Consider the following 14047-nt stretch of genomic DNA (forward strand, 5'->3'; position numbering starts at 1 on the left):
CCGGATGACACGGGCCGCCCCGGAGCACGGTGATGCGCGTCACAGCGCGTCACAGCGCGTCACGGCGCTGCGCGGCGCATATCGCCACGTCAGAGCCGTACGTCACCACGACCGGCCCAACAGATCCTGCGCCCGCGCCGCCCGGGGGCCACGCTGCCAGTAACCCGATCGGAGGTGCGGCATGGCGGCTGGATCAGGTGGTGGCGGGCGGCGGCACCGGCCCGCGACGGGCCCGACGGCCCTGCTCATCGGCCTCGCCCTCACCCTCGGCCTCGCCCTCACCCCGGCCCTGACGGCCTGCGGCGGCTCCGGCGGCCCCACCGACCCCGCGACCCGGGCGGCCCGCCCCGCCGACCGCCCCTTCACCCACCCCGGCGTCCTCACCAGCAGGGCCCAGCTCGCCCGCGTCCGCGCCCGCGTCGCCGCCCACCGCCAGCCCTGGCTGAACGCGTTCCGCCAGCTGGAGGCCAGCAAGTACGCCTCGTACGGCTACCGGGCCACCCCGTACGCGACGGTCGCCTGCCCGCCCGGCGCCCGCCCCGGGCGGGGCTGCGTCGAGGAGCGCGAGGACGCCCTGGCCGCGTACACCCAGGCCCTGCTCTACAACATCACCGGCGAGCGCGCCCACGCCGTGAAGGCCGTGCAGATCATGGACGCCTGGTCCCGCGTGATCACCCGGCACACCGAGGCCAACGCCGGGCTCCAGACCGCCTGGGCCGCCTCCTCCTGGGCGCGCGCCGCCGAGGCCGTGCGCTACACCTACGACGGCTGGAGCGACGGCGAGCTGCTGCGCTTCGAGCGGATGCTGCGCACCGCCTACCTGCCGCAGGTCCTCGCCGACTCCGCCGACTTCAACGGCAACTGGGACCTCGTGAAGGCCGACGCGGCCATCGGCATGGCGGTGTTCCTCGACGACCACGAGGCGTTCGAGCAGGCGGTGCGGCACTTCCGCACGCGCGTGCCCGCGTACTTCTACCTGACGTCCGACGGGCCGCTCCCGGTGGCGCCGCGCGGCAGCGGCATCGACACGGCCGCCGAGCTGAGCCGCTACTGGTTCGGGCAGACGACGTTCAAGGACGGACTCGCGCAGGAGACCTGCCGCAACTTCAAGCACGCCGGGTACTCGCTGGCCGCCACCGCGCACATCGCCGAGACCGCCTGGCACCAGGGCGTCGACCTGTACGACGAGGTCAAGGACCGGCTGCGGGCCGCCCTCGAGTTCCACGCCCGGTACCAGCTCGGCGCCGCGCCGCCCGCCTGGCTGTGCGGCGGCCGGGTCCAGCGCGACCTGGGCCCCGACACCGAGGTCGCCCTCAACCACCTGCGCGGACGCCTCGGCATGGACCTGCCGCGCACCCAGGAGCTGACCGCGAAGGCGCGGCCTGAGGGCACGGACGACCTCTTCGTGGCCTGGGAGACGCTGACGCACGCCGAGAGCACCTGAGCGCCCTGGGCGCCATGAGTATCCGCGAGCGCCCGGAGCGCGCTCGGGCGGTGCGCGAGGCCGGTTCTCACGAGCGGTTCGCTTTCGGTACCCCCGATGGCGTACTGTTGGGTTCACCGACGCGGGGTGGAGCAGCTCGGTAGCTCGCTGGGCTCATAACCCAGAGGTCGCAGGTTCAAATCCTGTCCCCGCTACTGATGGCCGGAGGCCCGGAACCGATCGTGATTCCGGGCCTCCGCCTTTTCCGCACGCCGTGCGCCGTGTCTCCGCGCGCCGTGTCTCCGCACGCCGTGTGCCGTCTCTCCGTACGCCTGTGAAGGCGCGCTCACCGCGCGCTCACCCGTACGGCGTACGCCCGGTCGCCTCGCGGCGGCGGGACGGGAAGCTGGTACGGGTGCGGTCACCATCTCGGCGCGGGTCACGATCTCGGCGCGGGTCCCCCTCTTGGCGCGGGCCCTCCTCCACCCGTGCCCGGCGCACGCCCTCCCGGCGCACGCCCTCCCGGCGCAGACCGCCCCTCCTCCGGGGCCCCCGGCCAGGGGGGCGCCGTGGGGGCTGAGCGTCGCACCCTCCCTCGGGAGCGGGCCCTCGTGCGGGCCCTGCCCCCGCTGCTCATCACCGCGGGCGTCGTCTTCGAAGCCCTCACCCCGCCCGAGTTCACCGCCTCCCCGCTGTTCGCCGCCGCGCCGCTGATCGCGGCCCCGTTCTCCTCGCTGCGCGGCACGCTCGTGACCGCCCTGGTGTCCTGCGCGGCCGTGCTCGCGCTGCGCCTGAACAGCGGCGCCGACGGCGACGTGGAGGTGCTCACCGGGCTCGCGACGATGCTGACCGTGGGCGCGCTCGCCGTCGTCATCAACCGCGTCGTCCGCCGCGGCGACGCCCGGCTCGCCTCCGCCCGCTCCATCGCCGAGGCCGCCCAGCGCGCCGTGCTGCCCCAGCCGGAGGCCCGCATCGGCGGCCTGGACGTCGCCGCGCGCTACGAGGCCGCGCAGGCCGACGCGTTCATCGGCGGCGACCTGTACGCGGTGCAGGACACCGCGCACGGCGTCCGCGTCATCGTCGGCGACGTACGCGGCAAGGGCATGGGCGCGGTGGCGGCGGTCGCCGTCGTCATCGGCGCCTTCCGGGAGGCGGCCGAGCAGGAGGCCACCCTGGAGGCGGTCGCGCAGCGCCTGGAGCGGGCGCTCGCCCGGGAGGGCACACGGCGCGACGGCCTGGACGCCTTCGAGGGGTTCACCACCGCCGTGCTCGCCGAGATCCCGCGCGGCGACGGCGTCGTACGCGTCCTCAACCGCGGCCACCCCGAGCCGCTGGTGCTGCGCGACGACGGGCGGATGTGCGTCCTGGCGCCGTCCGAGCCCGCGCTGCCGCTCGGCATGGGCGAGCTGGGCGGCTGGCCCGACCGAGCCGACGAGACGGAGTTCCCGCCCGGCTCCACGCTGCTGCTGTACACCGACGGGCTCACCGAGGCACGCGACGCGCACGGCGTCTTCTACGACCCCGTGGCCCGGCTCGGCGGCCGGGTCTTCGCGGGCGACGACGCCCCCGAGGCGCTCGTCTCGACGCTCGTGGCGGAGGTCATCGCACACACCGGGGGCGGCGCCACGGACGATCTCGCGCTGCTCGCGGTACGGCGGCCCCGTCACAGCCCGTGACTGATCCACGCCCCTGTGCTCCGCACTTGACGGGGCGTCAGCCGCGTACGGAGATCGAGTCCGGCGCGCAGCGTCACGAGGGCGGCTCAACTCGCCCCGTTCCAGGCGCTGATGTCCCGTTGTGTTCGTGGCGTAAGCGTTAACGATCAACCGGAACGGCTTGGAATACGGCCCCGCTGTCTATTAACGTTCGATAACGCAGCGCGGTCGTCCCAGCCGTCACGAGAGACGGCTCCGTGCGCACACGCCTAATCCCGCAAGGGAGCCGGGGAACCACCATCTTGGGGTGAATCGGGCTCTTCTCGCGTACGCGGTCTACGTCCCCCGTAGGCCCCCGCGTCCGCGCGGCCTGCCCGTAGGAGACCTTCCTGCTCCGAACCCGTCAGCTAACCCGGTAGGCGAGAAGGAAGGAAAGGAGTGCGCCCCAGTGGCGTCCAACCGGCCTGCTCCGCAAGCGCTTCAGGTGCCGAACGACGACCCGGCCACCGCCGGTCCCGGTGACTACCCCGGCTTCGCCGACACCGCCCCCTACGCCGCCTACCCCGGGCCCGATCAGCCCTGGGAGGAGTGGAACCCCACCGCGGAGTCCGTCCGGCCGGTGCGCGGCAAGCACCGCATCCACAAGAAGGGCGGCGGCGGCCTCGCCCGCAGCTCCACCGTCCTCGGCGTCGGCGTCATCGCCGCCGTCGGCGCGGGCGGCATCGCCACGGCGCAGGGCGGCAAGCCGCCGGTCTCCATCTCGCTGCCGGACGTGGCGTCCGCCGCCGAGTCGCTGCCCGGCGTGGGCTCCCTGATATCCGACGACGCGCCGTCGGCGCCGGAGACGGCCGCCGCGGCCGCGCCCCTCAGCTCCGCGGGCGTCCCCGACGCCGACGCCCAGCGGGGCGGCACCGACGCCGGTGAGGCGCTGCGCGCCCGCATCCTCCAGCAGGCCGAGAACCAGCGGCACCAGGCCGACGACGCCCTGCGCCAGCAGGCCCAGGACGCCGCCGTGCAGAAGGCCGCCGAGCAGGCCAGGGCCCAGCAGGGCAAGGCGGAGGCCGCCGCCAAGGCCAAGGCCGCCGAGGAGAAGCGGAAGAAGGAGGAGGCGGCCCGCAAGAAGCGCGAGGCCGAGCGCCTCGCCAAGCTCGCCAAGAGCTACGCGCTGCCCACCTCGTCGTACACCCTCACCTCCCACTTCGGCGACTCCGGCACCATGTGGTCCTCCGGCCACCACACCGGCCTCGACTTCGCCGCCCCCGCGGGTACCCTCCTCAAGGCCGTCCACACCGGCACCATCAAGGAGGCGGGCCTCGCCGGTGCCTACGGCTACCGCACGGTCCTGGAGCTGGAGGACGGCACCGAGATCTGGTACTGCCACCAGTCCTCGATGAGCGTCAGCGTCGGCCAGAAGGTCACCACCGGCCAGGTCATCGGCCGCGTCGGCGCCACCGGCAACGTCACCGGCGCGCACCTCCACATGGAGGTCCACACGAGCGGCGGCGGCACCGTCGACCCCCTCGCGTGGCTGCGCGACAAGGGCCTCACCCCCTAAGGCCTCACCCTCTAAGGGCCTTCCGGCCCCCCAAGGGACTCCCGGCCCCCAAGGCCCTCCCAGGTTCCGGCGGCCCTGGCGACGACCCCCCGACGTCAGGGCCGTCGGTCACGCCCCCGCGCCCCGACACCCGCGCCGCCCTCCGCCCCGCCCCGCCCCGCTTCCCGCGCCGGACACCGGAATTCCGCTGTCCGCAAGGGCGTTGATCACCCGTATGACCACTCTTCGCCCACTGGGCCCGTCCGACCTCGAAGTCTTCCCCTCGCCCTCGGCGGCAACGTCTTCGGCTGGACCGCCGACCAGGCGGAGTCCTTCGCCGTGCTCGACGCCTACACGGCCGCGGGCGGCAACTTCGTCGACACCGCCGACGTCTACTCCGCCTGGGTGGACGGCAACCAGGGCGGCGAGTCCGAGACCATACTCGGCCGGTGGCTGGCCGCGCGCGGCAACCGCTCCGACGTCGTCATCGCCACCAAGGTCGGCGCCCACCCCGACCACAAGGGCCTCGCCGCGGCCACCATCAAGTCCGCGGCGGAGGAGTCCCTGCGCCGCCTCGGCACCGACTACATCGACCTGTACTACACGCACTACGACGACCCGTCCGTGCCCGTCGAGGAGGTCCTCACCGCCCTCGACGAACTGGTGCGCGCGGGCAAGGTGCGCGCCATCGCCGCGTCGAACATCACCGCCGAGCGCCTCCAGGAGTTCCTGGACTTCTCCGACCGCGAGGGCCTGGTGCGGTACGTGGCGATCCAGCCGCACTACAACCTGGTCTCGCGCGACACCTACGAGGGCCCGCTCCAGGAGATCGCCTCCCGCTCCGGGCTCGCCGCCGTCCCGTACTACGCGCTCGCCTCCGGCTTCCTCACCGGCAAGTACCGCCCGGGCACCCAGGTCGACAGCGCCCGCGCGGGCAAGGCCGGGGAGTACCTGGCGACCGAGCGGGGCCGCCGGGTCCTGGCCGCCCTCGCCACGGTCGCCGAGGCCCGCGGCGCCGAGGTCGCCACGGTCGCCCTGGCCTGGCTCGCCGCCCAGCCGACCGTCGCGGCGCCGCTCGCCTCGGCCCGCACCGCCGCGCAGCTCCCCGCGCTCCTCGCCGTCGGCGACCTGGAGCTGACGCCGGACGAGCTGGCCGCCCTGACGTCGGCCGCCGCCTGACGTCAGGTGCGGTAGGGGTTGTACGGCGGCCCGGCCGGGGCGTACGCGTACGGATGGTGGTACGCGTACGGGGCGTACGGCGGCGGCACCAGGACCGGCGCCGTCGCCCGCGCCGCGTACACCAGGGCGGGGCCCGCCACGGCGCGCCGGGTCAGCAGGGCCCGCAGCAGCGCCCGCTCCCGGGTCACGAAGTCGGCCCCGGCCCGGCCCTCCCGGCCGCGGTGGCGCAGCAGCGCCAGGGCCGTCGCGTACGTCTCGTACTCGACGACGGTGCGCCCGGCGGGTCTGCCGAGGTGGTGCGCGGCGTAGTCGCGGGCCAGGGTGCGGGCGCGCATCGAGCCGAGCGCGTACGGCTCGGGCAGGGCGAACCAGCCCGCCGCCACGTACAGCGGCAGCACCTCGCGGACCAGGCGCAGCTCGCGCTGGCGCAGCCAGACGGCGAGCCAGGTGAGCAGCCCGAACAGGGGCAGCATGAACGCCGCGTAGACGACGAAGAAGCCGTACTCGCCGAGGCCCGCCGAGCCGTTCCAGAAGGCGTGCAGGCCCATGGCGAGGAGCAGGCCCGCGCAGGGCAGCAGCACGCGGCGCGCGGTGTGGCGCTCGGCGGCGGTGGCGGCGATGCCGAAGCCGATGCCGGTGAGCACGGTGAACAGCGGGTGCGCGAAGGGCGACATCACCACGCGGACGAAGAACGTCGCGGCGGTCACGGAGGCCAGACCGCTCTCGCCGCTGAGCTGGTCGGTGCCGAAGGCGTTGCCGAGGTAGAGGATGTTCTCGGTGAACGCGAAGCCGGTGGCGGTGACGCCCGCTATCACGAAGCCGTCGACGACGCCGGTGAAGTCGGCTCTGCGGAACAGGAACACCAGCAGCACGGCCGCGGCCTTCGCCGTCTCCTCGACGACGGGCGCGATGACGGTCGCGCCGAGGGTGTCGGCGCTGGTGGGGTCGGCGGTGGCGGTGGCTATCCAGCGGGTCGCGAAGCTATTGGCGACGATCGCTATCAGCGCCGCCGCGCAGGCCCCCCAGGAGAATGAGAACAGCAGGTTCCGCCAGGGCCCGGGAGCGACCCGGTCCAGCCAGCGGAACGCGGCGATGAGCAGCGGCACCGGCAGCGTCGCCAGGCCCAGCCCGACCAGGAAGCCCTCGGTGCCGGTCTGCTGGCGCACCAGGGCGAGGATGACGAGGCCGGACAGGGTCAGCAGCGTGACGAGCGCGGTGGCCCGGATGGCGCCCCGCTGCCACCAGCGCGGCCCGGGTGCCCCGGCGAGCCCGGCCGACCCGTCCGCCCCGGCGGGGCCGCCGGGTGGCGTCGGGTGGGTCGGGTACGGGGGACTGGTGGCCACGGCTTTGACCCTAACGAGGGGCGGGGCGGGCCGCGACGGTGCCTTTGGCCTTGTCAGGGGCGCGGCTTGGCCGGGCCGGGCGCCGTCCGGCCCGGTCAGGCCCGGTCCGGCCCCGTCAGGCGCCGCCGAGCGTGGCCGCGCGGCGGAACAGCAGGTCGTGCACGACGTGGCCCTTGCGCAGGCCCTGGCCCTCGAAGCGGGTCAGCGGCCGGAAGTCGGGGCGCGGCGCGTAGCCCCCGTCCTCCTGGGTGTTCTCGAAGTCGGGGTGCGCGCTGAGCACCTCCAGCATGTGCTCGGCGTACGGCTCCCAGTCCGTGGCGCAGTGCAGCACCGCGCCGGGCTTGAGGCGGGGCGCGAGCAGCGTGAGGAAGTCCGGCTGGATCAGGCGCCGCTTGTGGTGGCGGGCCTTGGGCCAGGGGTCCGGGAAGTACACCCGGGCGCCCGCGAGGGACTCGGGCGCGAGCATCTCGCGCAGCAGGATCACCGCGTCGCCGTTGGCCACCCGGATGTTGGACAGGCCGTTCCGGTCCGCGAGATTCAGCAGGTTGCCCTGGCCCGGGGTGTGGACGTCGACGGCGAGGATGTTCGTGTCCGGGTCGGCGGCGGCCATCTGCGCGGTGGCCTCGCCCATGCCGAAGCCGATCTCCAGGACGACGGGGGCGTCGGTGCCGAACAGCTCGGCGAGGTCGAGGGTGCCCTCCCCGTCGATGTCCAGCCCCCACTTGGGCCACAGGCGGCGCAGGGCGTCGCCCTGGGCCGTGGTCACCCGGCTTCGGCGCGGGGTGAAGCTGCGGATGCGGCGCTCGTGGCGGTTCCCGGTGGGGTCGGGCGCCGGGCCTTCGGGAAAGCGGGGGGTGCCCTTCGGGCGGGAGTTCTCAGACACAGTGCCCCGATTTTAGTGGGCCCGCGCGTCCAGTGGGCCCTCGCGGGGCGCCCCAGACCCGCCCCTTCCCGAACCAGGGGCGGCTGCCCCTGGCACCCCGCTTCATCGGCGCTTCGCGCCTCGTCCTCAAACGCCGGACGGGCTTGATCTTCGCGGGCTGGGCTGGAGTCTGCCGGTGCGGCAGAGTTCTAGCCCGTCCGGCGTTTGAGGACGAGGCCGAAGGCCGATCGACGGGGGTGCCAGGGGCGGAGCCCCATGGTTTCGGTGAAGGGGTGGGACTGGGGCGCCCCCCGCGAGGTCACAGGGCGGCCAGCACCCGGCGGGCGATCTCCCGCCCGATCGGCAGCGCCGCCGTCGCCGCGGGCGAGGGCGCGTTCAGGACGTGCACCGCCCGCGGCCCCTGCCGTATGAGGAAGTCGTCGACGAGTGTCCCGTCCCGCAGCACGGCCTGCGCCCGCACCCCCGCGTCCGCGGGCACCAGGTCCTCCGCCCGCACCGCGGGCAGCAGCCGCCGCACGGCCTCGGTGAACGCCTCCTTGGAGAGCGACCGCCGCAGCTCTCCCGCCCCGTACCGCCAGTGCTGCCGGGCGATGCGCCAGGAACCCGGCCAGGCGAGCGTGCGGGCCAGCTCCCGGGGCCGGACCACCGACCAGTCGTACCCCTCGCGGGCGAGCGCGGGCACCGCGTTCGGGCCGACGTGGACGCCGCCGTCCACGCCGCGCGTGAGGTGGACGCCGAGGAAGGGGAAGGCCGGGTCCGGCACGGGATAGACCAGGCCGCGGACCAGCTCGGGCCGCGCCAGCGTGAAGTACTCCCCGCGGAAGGGCACGATCCGCATGCCGGGGTCGTCGCCGGTGAGCCGGGCGACCTCGTCGCAGTGGAGCCCGGCGCAGTTCACCAGGACCCGGCCGCGCACGACGTCGCCCCGGGCCGTGCGGACGGCGACGCCGCGCTCGGGGCGGCGGTCGACGCGGACCACCTCGGAGTCGTACCGCACCTCGATCCCGGAGGCGCGGGCGAGCTGCGCGGCGACGGCGCCGTAGTCGCAGATGCCGGTGGTGCCGACGTGGATGGCGGCGAGGCCGCGCACGTCCGGCTCGTACGCGGCGATCTGGGCGGGGCCCAGCTCGCGGACCGGGATGCCGTTCTCCCGGCCGCGCTGGACCAGGGCGTGCAGGCGGGGCAGCTCGGCGCGCTCGGTGGCGACGATCAGCTTGCCGGTGACCTCGTGCGCGATGCCGTACTCCGCGCAGAACTTGACCGTCTCGGCGGCGCCCCGCGTGGCGAAGCGGGCCTTCAGGGAGCCGGGGCGGTAGTAGATCCCGCTGTGGATGACGCCGCTGTTGCGCCCGGTCTGGTGGCGGGCGGGGCCCGGCTCCTTCTCCAGGACGGTCACGCGGGTGCCGGGAGCGGCGCGCGTCAGGGCGTACGCCGACGACAGGCCGACGATCCCGCCCCCGACGACGAGCACGTCACAGTCGTACGCCACACCCATCACCCTCCACCTCCCACCCCCGATACTGCCCTGCACCACTGACAACGCCGCCAAACCTGTGGACGGCCGGGGACGGCGGCCGGTTTCCGCGGCCGCCGAACCGCCGCCCAACCCTGGCCGAACGGCCGTGGAACCGCCGCCGAACGGCGGGCGCCCGCCGCCCGGGGCCGGGCTAGGCGGGTGCCACGAGGAGGGGCCGGGCCCGCTCGCGCAGCTCCACGACCCGCGGCTCGTCGCCGTACGGCTCCAGGCGGTGCAGCAGGTCCTTCACGTACTCCGTGGTGCGGGCGGAGGAGATCCGTCCGGCGACCTCCACGGCGCGCACGCCCTGCTCGCAGGCCGCGTCCAGGTTGCCGGACTCCAGCTCGGCGACGGCGGAGACGACCAGGCGCAGGCCGTGGGAGCGGACGAATTCCTCGGTGGGCCGGGAGAGGGCCTTCTCGGTGAAGCGGCGGACCTGGCGGGGCGCCTTCAGGTCGCGGTAGCACTCGGCGGCGTCGGCGGCGAACCGGTCGTAGCCGTAGAAGCCGAGCCAGGACGGGTCGTGGTCGCCCTCGCGGGACCGCTCAAGCCAGCCCTCGGCGGCGCGCAGCGCGGCGCCCGCGGCCGGTGCGTCGTTGGAGCGCGCGTGCGCGCGGGCCTCCACGAGCCGGAAGAAGCTCATGGTGCGCGCGGTGGCCAGGCCGCGGTTGCGCTCCAGGGCGGCCTGCGCGAGGTCGACGCCCTCGTCTCCGAAGCCGCGGTACGTCGCCTGGAGGGACATGGACGCCAGCACATACCCCCCGAGGGGGACGTCGGCGGCGGCGCGGGCGAGGCGCAGCGCCTGGATGTAGTACCGCTGGGCGGCCTCCTGCTGGCCCGTGTCGAAGGCCATCCACCCGGCGAGCCGGGTCAGCTCGGCCGTCGCTCCGAAGAGGGCGCGGCCCACCTCGTCCGAGTACGAGCCGAGGAGCAGCGGCGCGGCCTCGACCCGCAGGCACTCGGGGACCATCGACGAACGCCAGTCCCCGCCGCCGTACTTGGAGTCCCAGCGGCGCGCGTCCTCGGCGGCCTCCCGCAGCTTCAGTACGTCGCTGTGGCCGACCCTCATCGGGGCGGCGCCGTCCTCGGGGCGGGCCGTGTCCCGGGGCCCCGAGCCGCCGGCGTCGCGCGCGACGGAGCTGTCGGCCGGGGTTATGAGCCAGCGGGACGCGGGCGTGGCGTACGCGCTGACGGCGAAGGAGCCCGCGAGGGACTGCCAGATGCCGCCGCCCCCGCGGCGGCCCGCCAGGTCCAGGCGGTACAGCTCGGTGGCCGACTTCACGGCGGCGCCCACGTCGCGCGGGAAGGCGAGGCCCACCTCGGGCGCCGGGTCGGCGTCGGCGAGGCCGATCTCGTGCAGCGGCACCGGGCGGCCCAGCTTCTGCCCGATGGCGGCGGCGATGAGGTGCGGCGCGGCGCCCTGCGGCACCATGCCCTTGGACACCCATCGGGCCACCGACGTCTTGTCGTAGCGCAGGGTCAACCCGCGTTGTGCGCCCAGGTCGTTGACCCGGCGCGCGAGGCCCGCGTTGCTGATTCCCGCGAGGGCGAGAACGGTGCCGAGCTTTTCGTTCGGCCCGCGTTGCTCCCTGGACATGCGCCACCCCTCGACACAGACGGCTGCCGGGCAGTGGCTCGACCGCGCGGCATTCGTGCTGCGTTCCCCGGGGGCGTCGACGGGGGACCGGTCCCTCGGCGTGTCGCGCGCCGTGGCCCGGATTCCCCGGCCGCAAGAGCAGCTGGCCGAGCCCCCAGGTATATGCCTCCGCGAAAACATCAGCACACCCAGCGTAGTTCGGCGAATCCCAAGCGTTAAGAGGCACAGTTCCGTATGGCGAGATTGTTGTGCGTACGGAGGTGCGGCGGCCCCCGGGCGTGCTCCCGTTGTGGTGCCGTGCGCCCGTGCGTGCGCTCTTCTGCGGCCACCCCGGGGGCGTTTCCATGGGTGCTGCGTGGGTCGGCCCGCTGCGCTGGAGTCAGTGGGCTGGGGGACACCGCCGCCTCCATCCCCGCGGGCGGCGGAGCGGTCCGGGAGGCGCCCAACCGCCTCCCGGGCTGTAGGCGCGCCGTACGGGGCCGCCGAGCCGCCGTGCGGCGTGTTCGGCCACGCTCACTTTGACCGAAAATCGCCCCCTCCTTAGCGCTCGCCAGCCCTTCTACGTCCCCTTGTTGATGTCGTTGCCGCCTCAACGACCGATCTTCGCGGGCGTGTTCGCGCCCTTGAGAGCGCCGTCGCAGTCCCTCTCGCGCGCCTCCTTCGTGGCAGCATGGGTCCCCAGTCCCTGGGTGATACGGGTGTACTGAGCCCTCGCTCATGAGGTGCACTGGTGGTCCACAGCCTGTGGAGGCGGCGATGCGGTGGTTGGTGGGGTGGAGCAGTACCACCACGAGGCCCTCAGCCGCCCTCGGCACGGCAGGGGCCACCGGCGACGACGGCGAGACCGTGCACCCCGTGGGATCCCAGCTCCTGTGGGGCGACCCCGACCCCCTGTGGGCGGTCGGCGACTGGCGCCCGGACGAGGTGCGCACGGTCGAGGCCGACGAGCAGACCCGCATCGCCGTGCTCGGCACCTGCGGCGCCAGCGACGAGGAGCTGAGGGTCAGCCTGTTCGCCGCCCGCGGCGGCGCCCTGCGCCACCTCACGGCCTGGCCCGGCAGCTACACGGCGGTCGTCCAGGTCGGCCGCCGCGTCATGATCGCCGGGGACCTCGCGGGCGCCCGGCCCGTGTTCTACACCCCTTGGGCGGGCGGCACCGCCTACGCCACCGCCGCCCTGCCGCTCGCCGACCTCATCGAGGCCGACCTGGACATCGGGCACCTCGCGGCGCTCCTCGCCGCCCCCGACGTCCCCGAGGCCCTCCAGGACTCGACGCCGTACCAAGGAGTGTGCCGCGTCCCTCCGGGGCACGCCCTCGTCCTGCGCGCGGGCGCCCGCGAGATCGCCGGGTACGAACCCGTCGCCTCCCTCGCCGTCGCCGCGCCCCCCGTGGACGAGGCCGGTGCCCTGGACGGCGTCCGCGACGCCCTCGTGGAGGCCGTGCGCGCCCGCCTCAGGGCGCCGCGGCACGTGCCGGACATCGACCCCGGCCCCGTCCCCGGAATGGGGCCCGCCGAGCGGCGCGCCGCCCGCGGCATGCCGGTGCCCGGCATCGGCGCCGACCTCTCCGGAGGGCCCGCGTCGAGCACCCTCGCCCTCCTGGCGGCCGGACTCCCCGGAGTGCCCGGCACCGTCCTCGGGCACGGCACCGGCGCGGGCGAGCGGCTCCTCGCCGTCACCTTCAACGACCTCGCCACCGGGGGCCGGGAGACCGAGATGGAGCGCGCGGGCGCCATCGCCGCCAACCCGCGCCTGCACCACGTCGTCGTCGCCGCGGGCGAGGAGGCGCTGCCGTACGCCGACCTGGACGTGCCGCTCACCGACGAGCCGAGCGGCGTGCTCGCCGCCGCCCAGCGCCACCGCGCCCGCCTCGCCTCGGGCAGCGCCGACCACTTCACCGGGTACGGCGCACGGCAGGTGCTCGACGCCCACCCCGCGCGCCTCGCCGACCTGTTGATGGACCGCAAGCGGCGCCACCTGGTGCGGCCGGTGACCGCGCTCGCGAAGGCCGAGGGGTCCGTCCTGGTGCCCGCCCGCGTGTACGGCGCCGCGCGGCGCCTGGCCCGCACCACGCACCGCGCGGGCGTCGAGTCCCTCGCCGACCGGCTGCTGCACCGCCGCTTCGAAGAGCCCGGCGGGGCCGTCGGCGCCTCCCTCGCCGCCCTCGCCTGGGCCAGACCCGGACCCGCCGCGCGCTGGCTCACCGGGGAGGCGCTCGCTGAAGTATCGGTTCGCCTTCAGGAGACGACGACCCGCCCCGGTCCGGGACCCGGGCAGCGCCCCGGGGAGTTCCGCGCCCGGGCGGCGCTCCACCGGCACGCCGCGGACCTCCGCATCCTCGAACAGGCCGCCGAGGTCCGCTCCCAGCGGCTGCACGCGCCGTTCCTCGACAACCAGGTGGTGCGCGCCTGCCGCGCCCTGCCCGAGTCCCTGCGGGTGCGCCCCGGGGCCCGCGCGGAGATCCTGCGCTCCGTCCTCGAAGGCGCCGGGGTCACCGAGCTGCCGCCCGGCTGGGGCGCCCCCTCCCACGCCTCGTCCGCTGCCGCCGCCCGCACCGGGCTGCGCGTCGCCGTCGACGGTCTGGTGGGGCTCTTCGACACCCCTCTGCTCGCCCAGGCGGGGCTCGTCGAGGCGCGCGTCGTCCGCAAGGCGCTGCGGGCCGCCGCCGCGGGGGAGCAGGTGCCGCTCGACGGGCTCGCCGACCTCGTCTCCGTAGAGGTGTGGCTGCGGCGGCTGCTGTCGCGGCGCGGCACCTGCTGGACGGGGACGCCCGCCCGGCAGCGGGCGGTGCCCACGGGGACGGTGGTCCCCCAGCAGGGCACCCTGGGCGCGGGCCGCACCCCGCACTCCCTCCCGCGCTAGCCCCCGCGGACGGGACCATCCGCCTGCCCGCCGCCCTCGGCTCTCCGCGGCGCCC

Annotated in this window: 8 protein-coding genes, 1 tRNA gene, 1 pseudogene and 1 riboswitch; of the genes and pseudogenes, 6 read left to right on the forward strand and 4 right to left on the reverse strand. The window is 75.2% G+C overall.

Annotated elements, in window-relative coordinates; genetic code table 11:
- Positions 1-181: 181 nt before the first annotated feature.
- From ACOBQU_RS20320 to ACOBQU_RS20340, 5 genes and pseudogenes are all read left to right on the forward strand, one after another.
- Positions 182-1444 carry an alginate lyase family protein gene (locus ACOBQU_RS20320; protein WP_423628747.1) on the forward strand — a complete coding sequence of 421 codons (1263 nt, stop codon included), beginning with the start codon at positions 182-184 and terminating at the stop codon, positions 1442-1444.
- Positions 1445-1564: 120 nt separating this feature from the next.
- A tRNA-Met gene (locus tag ACOBQU_RS20325) sits at positions 1565-1638 on the forward strand.
- Positions 1639-1911: 273 nt separating this feature from the next.
- On the forward strand, positions 1912-3099 hold the full coding sequence (locus ACOBQU_RS20330) for a PP2C family protein-serine/threonine phosphatase (RefSeq protein ID WP_423628748.1): 1188 nt from the start codon (positions 1912-1914) through the stop codon (positions 3097-3099).
- Positions 3100-3334: 235 nt separating this feature from the next.
- A riboswitch (cyclic di-AMP (ydaO/yuaA leader) is annotated at positions 3335-3515 on the forward strand.
- Between the two features lie 11 nt (positions 3516-3526).
- Entirely contained in the window at positions 3527-4633 is a 1107-nt protein-coding gene (locus ACOBQU_RS20335; protein WP_423628749.1) for a M23 family metallopeptidase, read from the forward strand.
- Between the two features lie 214 nt (positions 4634-4847).
- Positions 4848-5791, forward strand: a pseudogene (locus tag ACOBQU_RS20340) (aldo/keto reductase).
- Positions 5792-5793: 2 nt separating this feature from the next.
- Here the strand turns inward: ACOBQU_RS20340 and ACOBQU_RS20345 are convergent.
- From ACOBQU_RS20345 to ACOBQU_RS20360, 4 genes are all read right to left on the reverse strand, one after another.
- On the reverse strand, positions 5794-7134 hold the full coding sequence (locus ACOBQU_RS20345) for a PrsW family intramembrane metalloprotease (RefSeq protein WP_423628750.1): 1341 nt from the start codon (positions 7132-7134) through the stop codon (positions 5794-5796).
- A 115-nt stretch (positions 7135-7249) separates the two neighbouring features.
- Complete coding sequence (trmB, locus tag ACOBQU_RS20350; RefSeq protein ID WP_423628751.1) at positions 7250-8017, reverse strand: tRNA (guanosine(46)-N7)-methyltransferase TrmB; 768 nt, start codon at positions 8015-8017, stop codon at positions 7250-7252.
- Positions 8018-8315: 298 nt separating this feature from the next.
- Entirely contained in the window at positions 8316-9512 is a 1197-nt protein-coding gene (gene lhgO / locus ACOBQU_RS20355; RefSeq protein WP_423628752.1) for an L-2-hydroxyglutarate oxidase, read from the reverse strand.
- Positions 9513-9684: 172 nt separating this feature from the next.
- On the reverse strand, positions 9685-11130 hold the full coding sequence (locus ACOBQU_RS20360) for an MFS transporter (protein WP_423628753.1): 1446 nt from the start codon (positions 11128-11130) through the stop codon (positions 9685-9687).
- Positions 11131-11886: 756 nt separating this feature from the next.
- Here ACOBQU_RS20360 and ACOBQU_RS20365 point away from each other — a divergent pair.
- Positions 11887-13992, forward strand: coding sequence for an asparagine synthase-related protein (locus tag ACOBQU_RS20365; protein ID WP_423628754.1), 2106 nt, complete (start codon positions 11887-11889; stop codon positions 13990-13992).
- The last annotated feature ends 55 nt before the right edge of the window (positions 13993-14047 follow it).

The sequence above is a fragment of the Streptomyces sp. G45 genome (genome assembly GCF_049542095.1).
In the GTDB taxonomy this organism is placed as follows: Bacteria; Actinomycetota; Actinomycetes; order Streptomycetales; family Streptomycetaceae; genus Streptomyces.

Coding starts and splice junctions, on each gene's coding strand:
- ACOBQU_RS20320 (WP_423628747.1), top strand. CDS start 182: ATGGCGGCTGGATCAGGTGGTGGCGGGCGGCGGCACCGGCCCGCGACG.
- lhgO (WP_423628752.1), bottom strand. CDS start 9,512: ATGGGTGTGGCGTACGACTGTGACGTGCTCGTCGTCGGGGGCGGGATC.
- ACOBQU_RS20360 (WP_423628753.1), bottom strand. CDS start 11,130: ATGTCCAGGGAGCAACGCGGGCCGAACGAAAAGCTCGGCACCGTTCTC.
- ACOBQU_RS20365 (WP_423628754.1), top strand. CDS start 11,887: ATGCGGTGGTTGGTGGGGTGGAGCAGTACCACCACGAGGCCCTCAGCC.